The 7,975-nt window shown below is 62.6% G+C and carries 7 protein-coding genes and 1 tRNA gene; 4 read left to right on the forward strand and 4 right to left on the reverse strand.

Features of this window, described 5'->3' with window-relative positions; genetic code table 11:
- Window positions 1-18: 18 nt before the first annotated feature.
- The 3 genes from FXV83_RS29545 to FXV83_RS29555 all read left to right on the forward strand — a co-directional run bounded on the left by FXV83_RS29545 (window position 19) and on the right by FXV83_RS29555 (window position 3,812).
- Window positions 19-3,126 (forward strand): bifunctional diguanylate cyclase/phosphodiesterase, encoded by a 3,108-nt coding sequence (locus FXV83_RS29545; RefSeq protein ID WP_187436251.1) that lies wholly within the window; start codon window positions 19-21, stop codon window positions 3,124-3,126.
- 55 nt (window positions 3,127-3,181) lie between these two features.
- Window positions 3,182-3,307 (forward strand): PAS domain-containing protein, encoded by a 126-nt coding sequence (locus tag FXV83_RS44350; RefSeq protein ID WP_235940281.1) that lies wholly within the window; start codon window positions 3,182-3,184, stop codon window positions 3,305-3,307.
- Between the two features lie 428 nt (window positions 3,308-3,735).
- Window positions 3,736-3,812 (forward strand) — tRNA-Arg (locus tag FXV83_RS29555).
- 145 nt (window positions 3,813-3,957) lie between these two features.
- Here the strand turns inward: FXV83_RS29555 and FXV83_RS29560 are convergent.
- Window positions 3,958-4,356: a hypothetical protein gene (locus FXV83_RS29560; RefSeq protein ID WP_187436252.1), complete on the reverse strand. Its 399-nt coding sequence runs from the start codon at window positions 4,354-4,356 to the stop codon at window positions 3,958-3,960.
- Window positions 4,357-4,884: 528 nt separating this feature from the next.
- Here FXV83_RS29560 and FXV83_RS29570 point away from each other — a divergent pair.
- Entirely contained in the window at window positions 4,885-6,294 is a 1,410-nt protein-coding gene (locus tag FXV83_RS29570) for a serine hydrolase (protein ID WP_148743127.1), read from the forward strand.
- 319 nt (window positions 6,295-6,613) lie between these two features.
- Here the strand turns inward: FXV83_RS29570 and FXV83_RS29575 are convergent, their stop codons facing one another.
- From FXV83_RS29575 to FXV83_RS43575, 3 genes are all read right to left on the reverse strand, one after another.
- Window positions 6,614-7,315 carry a hypothetical protein gene (locus FXV83_RS29575; RefSeq protein ID WP_148743128.1) on the reverse strand — a complete coding sequence of 234 codons (702 nt, stop codon included), beginning with the start codon at window positions 7,313-7,315 and terminating at the stop codon, window positions 6,614-6,616.
- Window positions 7,316-7,542: 227 nt separating this feature from the next.
- Window positions 7,543-7,746: a hypothetical protein gene (locus FXV83_RS29580; RefSeq protein ID WP_148743129.1), complete on the reverse strand. Its 204-nt coding sequence runs from the start codon at window positions 7,744-7,746 to the stop codon at window positions 7,543-7,545.
- A gap of 2 nt (window positions 7,747-7,748) precedes the next feature.
- Window positions 7,749-7,975: hypothetical protein (locus FXV83_RS43575; protein ID WP_210250771.1), on the reverse strand; the 227-nt coding region annotated here is incomplete at its 5' end.

Here is a 7,975-nt window from a genome sequence, read left to right on the forward strand (position 1 = left end):
TTCCCCCAGGGAGGGGGAATGCGCCAAGTCTTGTCCAGAATGGCAACGGGAATGGCTCTGGCCGTGAAGGACGGCTGGGAGGCTGCAGTGCGGCGCGGACCCGTGCTGTGGCTGACCCTGTGCGGCGCGCTGCTGGTCGCCGGAATCTTCGCCGTGACCGCCATGGCCATCGGCGACTTTCGCGAGCGCACGCTGGCCAACCGCGAGCGCGAGCTGGAAAATACCGTCCAGTTGATCGCAAGCCATTTCGACCAGCAGTTCGAGGATTCCGACGTCGTCGCCGCCGAGCTGATCGGGCAGATGAACCTGCCGGAGATCACCTCGCCGGCGATGTTCCGCGAGCGCATGTCGGGGCCCGACGCGAACCGGATGCTGAGGGGCAAGATCAGCGCGGTGTCCTATCTCGGCGACATCGTGATCTACGACGCGGACGGCGACATCATCAACTGGTCGCGCGCCCAGCCGCTGCCCAACATCAACATTTCGTCCCGGGACTATTTTCGGACGTTCAAATCGAATCCGCGCTCCGAGCTGGTGCTGCTGGAATCCGTTCGCAGCTACGTCATCGGAAAATGGACGACCATTGTCGCGCGCCGGCTGAACATGCCGGACGGCACCTTTCTCGGCGTCATGGTGCGCCGGATCGATCCCGACAGCTATCAACGCTATTTCGCCTCCGTGGCGCTCGCCGAGGGCGCTGCCATTTCGCTGTTCGATCGTGAAGGAAAGATGCTGGCGCGCTACCCGCATGTCGAGGAGCTGATCGGCAGGAATTTCAGGGACGCGCCGCTGATGCGCAAGATGCTGACCGACGGCGGTCGGCACACGCTGCGCGTCAAGGGTCCGATCGACGGCGAGGACCGCCTCGGCTCGGCGGCTTCGCTTTCGCACTTCCCGCTGGTCATCGTTGCGACCAACACCATGAGCGCCGCGCTTGCGGACTGGCGTCACCAGACCGGCTTCATGGTCACCACGGCGACACTTTCGGCGACGGTGATCGCGCTGATCCTGTTCCTGATCATTCGCCAGATCAGCCGGCAGAACCGCGAGACCCAGGAGCGGATCGAATCGGAGCGGCGTCGGCTCGACACCGCCCTGAACAACATGTCGCAAGGGTTGATCCTGTACGACGCCGCCGGATACATCGTCACCTGCAACCGCCGCTACGCCGACATGTTCGGCCTGTCGTCGGACGTCATCAAGCCCGGCTGTCACATTCACGAGGCCATGCACCATCGCAAGGAGCGCGGAGCATTCAGCGGCGACGTCGAGGCGTTCTGTGCCGACGTCATGAGAATTGTCGCCGAAGGCACCGTCTCCACGCGGGTCCATGAGCTGCCCAGCGGCCGCGCCTTCCAGGTCATCAACACCCCGCTCGCGCAGGGCGGATGGGTCGCCACGATCGAAGACATCACCGAGCGCCGCAACCTGGAACAGGAGCGGGACCGCAACCACGCGTTCCTGCGCGAGATCATCGACCACATTCCCTCGCGCATCACCGTGAAGGACATCCGGACGCGGCGCTACCTGCTGGCCAACCGCGTAGCCGAGGAGCAACTCGGCGAATCGGCTGAGACGATCGTCGGCAAGACCGCGTTCGACATTTACCCGGCGCCGGCTGCCGAGATCGTCACCCGGGACGACGACAAGCTACTGCAATCGCCGGACGGGCTGTTCCTGGATGAGCACATCTGGAATACCCCGGCGACCGGACCCCGTCACATCACCTCGCGGCGCATCGGCATTCGCGACAAGGCCGGCGAGCCGCGCTACATCATCAATGTCGTCGAGGACGTCACCGAACAGCGGCGCGCCGATGAGAAGATCGCCCATATGGCGCATTACGATGCGCTGACCGACCTGCCGAACCGCGCACTGTTCCGCGAGCAGATCGAACGCGAACTGGAGAAGGTCGGCGGCGGCCAGCAATTCGCGCTGCTCTATATCGATATCGACGAGTTCAAGGGCATCAACGATTCGCTCGGCCATCATGTCGGCGACGAGCTGTTGAAGGCGGTCGCGGGACGCATACGCGCCTGCCTCAAGCGCGGCGACCTGATCGCGCGGCTCGGCGGCGACGAATTTGCCGTCATCCAGACGGGGATCGAATCCTCCACCGACGTGCTGGCATTCGTGACCCGCATCCACGAGGCGATCCGCCGCCCCTATCACTGCCTCGGCCATCAGCTCTCGACCGATGCCAGCATCGGGATCGCATTGGCGCCGCAGGACGGCACCGATCTCGATCAGCTCATCAAGAACGCAGACCTTGCGATGTACGGCGCCAAGTCGGGCGGCCGGCGCACCTACCGCTTCTTCGTGCCGGCGATGGATGCAAGCGCCAAGGCCCGCCTCACCATGGAGCAGGATCTGCGCCAGGCTCTGGTGGATGGCGGTTTCGAGATCCACTACCAGCCGCTGGTCGATCTGCGCACGAACGAGGTCTCCGGCTGCGAGGCGCTGCTGCGCTGGCGGCATCCCGAACGCGGCATGGTGTCGCCGGCCGAATTCATTCCGGTCGCCGAGGATACCGGGTTGATCAACGAGCTCGGCGATTGGGTGCTGCGCACGGCCTGCAACGAGGCCGCGACCTGGCCCGCGCATGTGCGGCTCGCGGTCAACGTCTCACCCGTGCAGCTCAAATGCGACACGCTCGCCCTCAAGATCGCCGGCGCACTCGCCGCCTCCGGGCTCGACCCGCGCCGGCTCGAGCTCGAAATCACCGAGGCCGTGCTGATCCGCGACGACGAGGCGGCGCTCTCCATCCTGCATCAACTCCGCTCGATCGGCGTGCGCATCGCGCTTGACGATTTCGGCACCGGCTACTCCTCGCTGAGCTATCTGAAGCGCTTCCCGTTCGACAAGATCAAGATCGACCGCTGCTTCGTCGCCGATATGGCGGAGGCAAGCGGCGCGCCGGTCATCGTGCAGGCGGTGGTGAACATCGCCGCGGCCAGTAACATGACCACGGTCGCCGAAGGCGTCGAGACCGAGGCCCAGCGCGAGATGCTGCGCGCGCTCGGCTGCACCGAGATGCAGGGCTATCTGTTCAGCGCGGCGAAGCCGCCCGCCGAAGTGCGCAGACTGTTCGGCGCCGGCGCCGCCCCCGTCGCGGCGGTGGCCTGACATAGCGAAGCCGGACAAAACCATCGACGTCGCAGATTCCCACTCCGTGCGGCTGATGCAGCATCTGGTGGTGCCGACCTTCGTGATCGACCCGAAGCGCCGTGTCGTGATCTGGAACAGGGCCTGTGAGCGGCTGACCGGCGTCGCGGCCTCGGAAGTGATCGGCACAACGAAGCACTGATAGGCCTTTTACGAGACCAAGCGACATTGCCTCGCCTGGTCGCGCTCGACCGGCCGGCTGCGATGCCGCCTGTGCCGTCGCCGACGAGATCCGAAGTGCCGTCATGGCCTTGCGGATCGCCCATGGCGCCACGGGGGGCTGGCGACCACGTCACCCTCAGCGTCGGGGTCGCCAGCCACATCCCGGGCGAGAGCGACGGCGGTCCCGACCGGCTGTTAGCTGCGGCCGACCAAGCGCGCTACCCACGCGCTCTACGCGGCAAAACGGCTCGGCTGCAATCGCGTCATCTGCGCCGAACGCCTCCTCGCCGAGTTCGCCGGCCTCGGCCGTGACCCGGTTCCGGCGCCCGGGCGGCACAAATCGGCCTAGCCCGCCGCGGCGAGAAGCAGTTGCCCGCCCCTCGCCAATCGGCTACATGAGGCCTCGTTGCGCCCGTAGCTCAGCTGGATAGAGCGTTGCCCTCCGAAGGCAAAGGTCACACGTTCGAATCGTGTCGGGCGCGCCACTTCGGTACAAAACTGGGCACTCCAAAACCTGCCGTTTTTGCGCTCGAAGCGGCGACAAGCGTGCGAAGCAGTGCGCTTTTTGACCCCATAATGCGAACTTCTTTCAGGTCCACCTCGATGCGCTGGGCCAGCGCACGGAGGTGGTCACGGCGGTAGCCGCCCGACTCGGTTCGCATGCGCTTTGCGGGCCAGGCTTGCGAAGGTTTTCAGCGCCTGCGGCGTGATGCTCGACCCGAGCCGATCGAGCGCGCCCTCGGCCCGCTCTGCGTCGGCGCGGGCCTGGTCGCGGATGGCCTTCAACTCGGTCACACGCTCCTTGAGCATCGGATCGGACACGTCAGCGATTCCGTTTTCGATGGCGTCGTACAACCGCTTGAGCTTGGCTTCCGCTTCGGCCGCACGCTTGCGCAATTCGGCGATGTGCGTCGTTCGGCGCTTCGCGCGCTCCTCGCGGCGGTCGAGCACACGCGACAGGATTTGCTCGAGACGCATGGGTTGCAATAGCCGCTGCTCGATATGTTCGGCTACCACCCTGTCGAGCAACCGACCAACGCGATGGCGGCTACCGCATTGTCATAGAGGTAGGCGGCGCCATGCAGAGGCCCCGATTCGACGGTCGGATAGCTGGGCAGGAACAACGGCTCTGATGGCGGTGCCTTATCGATCAGACCAGCGAGGTATCCGCACGCTGACGTTTTTGGTGCTGTTGAAGCCTGCAGTGGAGCGGCGGCCAACATGATTGCGAAAGTCGCGACGACCCAAGCGTGAAGGCAGAGCCCGCGACAACGGTAGAAACAATCAGTGATTGGTGCCGGTAGCATTTCGCCGCCTCTCGTGTCTTTTCACCCAGGACAGACTGCAGGACATCGGCAAGAAAGCCGGTCAGGATCGCGTAAAAAATGTGCCTTCGTCTTCAATGGCAGCTTATGACCGGAGCGGTGATCGTATGGGTCAAAACCAGGTCAAAATTGACCGCCTGGTCATTGCCGGCCAGCGCTAGTAATGTTGCTGTGCCGAACAGCTTATCTACAATCATTGGTAGTTGGCCATTACTTTTGAGCGGGCGGGCTCATGATTGGACGTCGTGATTTTCTCGTCGGCGCCGCATTGGGTGGAGCCGCTGCAGCGCTGACCGCTGCGGCGAGTGGTCTATTCATCGAGACCGCAGGTGGCGCGCCGCTCTCTACTGACGACATTCTCACGGCCTTGCGCGAACGCGTCGATACGACCCGGCAAAGTGTTGGCATTGTTGCGGCGACCTTTGATGCGAATACGCAGCGGATCGTGCCTTACGGCGAATCGGACAGCAAGAATAACCGCGCACTCGATGGCGATACCGTTTTCGAAATCGGGTCGATCACCAAGGTCTTCACCGCGCTCTTGCTGGCGGAGATGGTAACGCGGGGTGAGGTTGCGCTTGACGACCCTGTTTCGAAATATCTTCCAGATCGCGTTCGCGTCCCGGAGAGTCGGGGCAAACAGATCGCGCTCTGGCATCTGGCCTCTCACACGTCCGGGCTTCCGCGCGAACCGGCGGGTTTCGTTTTCAGGGATGATATCGATCCCTATGCAGCATTCACGACCGATCAACTCTACAGCGCCGTTGCGAACTCGTACCCGCAATATGAACCTGGTTCGATTTCAACGTATTCAAACCTTGGATTTGGCCTGCTTGGCCACGTCCTGGCGTTGCGCGCCAACGCGAGCTACGAAGAGCTGATCATTTCCCGCATCTGCGATCCTCTAAACCTCGCCGACACGCGGGCCAGCTTGACGCCGTCAATGCAGGAACGATTGGCTCAAGGCCATCGTGCCGATCTCAAGCCGGCGATGAATTGGGACTTGCCTCCGGCGATCGCCGGCGCCGGTGCGCTGCGGTCCACGGCCAATGACCTTGTCCGGTTCATGCGAGCGACGTGCCTTCCTGATCCGCAGGGCCAATTGAGCAAAGCCGCCGCGCTCCTGCTGGAGACGCGACGGCCCCATATCTTCGGCAACAGCTATTATCTCGGCTGGCAAGTACGCAAGGCGAATGGTGATGAAATTATCCGGCATGGCGGCGCCACGGGCGGCTATTGCGGCCACGTTGGCTTTTCGACGAAACTGAAGTCCGGTGCCATCGTGTTGTCGAACACCGCCATATACATGATCGATGATCTCGGATTTCACCTCGCCAACCCGGCGTTCAATGTTGCAGATTATCTTCCGAAAGTGACCGTAGATCAGGGAGTGCTGGCAAGCTACGGGGGCGTCTATGAGCTCACACCAACGTTCAGCATTACGATACGCGCGGCGGATGGGCATCTGTTTGGCCGTGGAACGGGCCAGAGCGAATTTGAACTGTTCGCTGAAAGCGAAAATCGATTCTTTCTTCGGATTGTCGATGCACAGGTCACATTCCTACACAACAAAGACGAATTGGTCGATCGCCTGGTGTGGCACCAAAACGGGCGAGATCAATACTGCCCGCGGATAAACTAAGCTTGTCGACTGCCCCGTGGGATGGAGTTTGTGGCCCATCGCGCCGTTCCTGGGATTGATCGAAATGGCCGCAGCCGAAGGGTAACCGGACCACCGGCGAGATCGGGCGGACAGCCGCCCATGAGGCGTAGCGCAAGATCGCAGTCGGTCGGAGGTTATCTGGCCGGATCGCTTGAGCGGCCGCGGTGTCATAGCGCCCCGGCGAAGCAATAGTGCCCATCTTCATCGGCCGTGGCGCGCCATTCTCCGCCGGTCACGATACAGCGACCGCAGGCGCACTTTCCGGCGCAGGCGTCATTCCCCGGGTACGCATGAAAAATCATGACCGCCCCGCCTCGCAGAGACCCTGTCGATTCCGGTCGACCTGCTCTCGCCGCCAAAGACACGCGGCCATCCACACGCAGCCGACTGCGACCAGGAGTCCATGTGCAACGCGGAGGGGCTGCGGGCCGAAGAATTGCGGAATGTACAAGGACATCCCGACGGCGAAGGGTACGCCGCTTGTCTTCGGATAGCGACAGGAGCGCCAAAGCGCTGTTGCGGTCGCAATTGCCGAGGCGGCAAGCAGCAGCAAGCCGGCAAGGAACATGACGAGCCCGGGGCCGGAACGGATGACCTCGACCGGACCGAGCGCAGAGTCAGAGTGCTGCCGCAGCGCTTCCTGCCCCAGCGCGTGAAGGCCATAGGCTTCGCCGCCGTAGAATGGCAGCGTGAAGCCTGTGCCAATCATGCTCAGGACGACGGCGACAAAGAGCAGACGTTCGGCCGACGTCCCGAGTAGAGAGCGTTGTAGCCCAAGCAGACCCAGCGGCAACAACGTAAACGCCACCATGGCAAGCATGTGCGCAGCTAACCATGCCCCAGACCCAAAGGCCGCGGCGCCCAGCAGCGACCGCTCGTCGGAGAACGGGCGAAGTGCCGGGTAGAGCACGAACAGGATCCCGGCGATCACAAGAGCGCCGGCGCCGAAGCGGGTACGGTTCGCAAACATCAGTTCCTCTAAGGCGATTTGCGTGAGCATGACTTCGCGGCCATGTGCCCCAAGCGTAGCGTTTGCACGGCGTATTCGGGATGGCTTCTTCGCAAATTCGGATGGTTCTTCATAGCGCCACGGCGAAGCAATAGTGCCCCTCTTCATCGGCCGTGGCGCGCCACTCCTGAACAATGGCCAGGGTTGGCCGGCCTCGATTTGTGGCCTGTGCGCGTCACGAACCGTGGCGCAGCCATTCAGGTGGCAATCTTTTCGGCTTATTTTCCTTGTTTGGCTGCGTTGCCGGGCACCATGTGCGTCCTAATGCTATCGATACGGGTCTTGGCACTCTTCAAGCACTCATCGCTTTGATAGTTCGCGTACCCGTAAGCGATCGTCCAGCCGATCATCAGGATACCAACCGCACCCATAAAGAGGCCGTACCTCATGTTGTTTGGAGCCGCGTCCGCGATATTGCTCATCCCTATTTCCCTGTTCCCCGAATCGTGGCGTCGAGGGCCTCCAATTCGACCTGCTGGAATCGGCACGCGTCGAGCGATTGGTATTTGCGATACAAATTGTAGAACATGCAAGGAAGCAGCAGGATCCAAAAGACGACACTGAGCATCCTGAGCTTTGAAGCGTGTACGCGCATCTGGCCGCCCTTCAAGCTTGAAGCAATCGTTCGAAAGTAACCGGCATGAGGGCCCC

Origin of the sequence: Bradyrhizobium hipponense, assembly GCF_008123965.1 — a bacterium.
GTDB lineage: Bacteria > Pseudomonadota > Alphaproteobacteria > Rhizobiales > Xanthobacteraceae > Bradyrhizobium > Bradyrhizobium hipponense.

What these genes read in the sequence shown, in the direction of transcription:
- FXV83_RS29545 (WP_187436251.1), top strand. Translation starts at nt 19, where the DNA reads ATGCGCCAAGTCTTGTCCAGAATGGCAACGGGAATGGCTCTGGCCGTG.
- FXV83_RS44350 (WP_235940281.1), top strand. Translation starts at nt 3,182, where the DNA reads ATGCAGCATCTGGTGGTGCCGACCTTCGTGATCGACCCGAAGCGCCGT.
- FXV83_RS29570 (WP_148743127.1), top strand. Translation starts at nt 4,885, where the DNA reads ATGATTGGACGTCGTGATTTTCTCGTCGGCGCCGCATTGGGTGGAGCC.
- FXV83_RS29575 (WP_148743128.1), bottom strand. Translation starts at nt 7,315, where the DNA reads ATGCTCACGCAAATCGCCTTAGAGGAACTGATGTTTGCGAACCGTACC.
- FXV83_RS29580 (WP_148743129.1), bottom strand. Translation starts at nt 7,746, where the DNA reads ATGAGCAATATCGCGGACGCGGCTCCAAACAACATGAGGTACGGCCTC.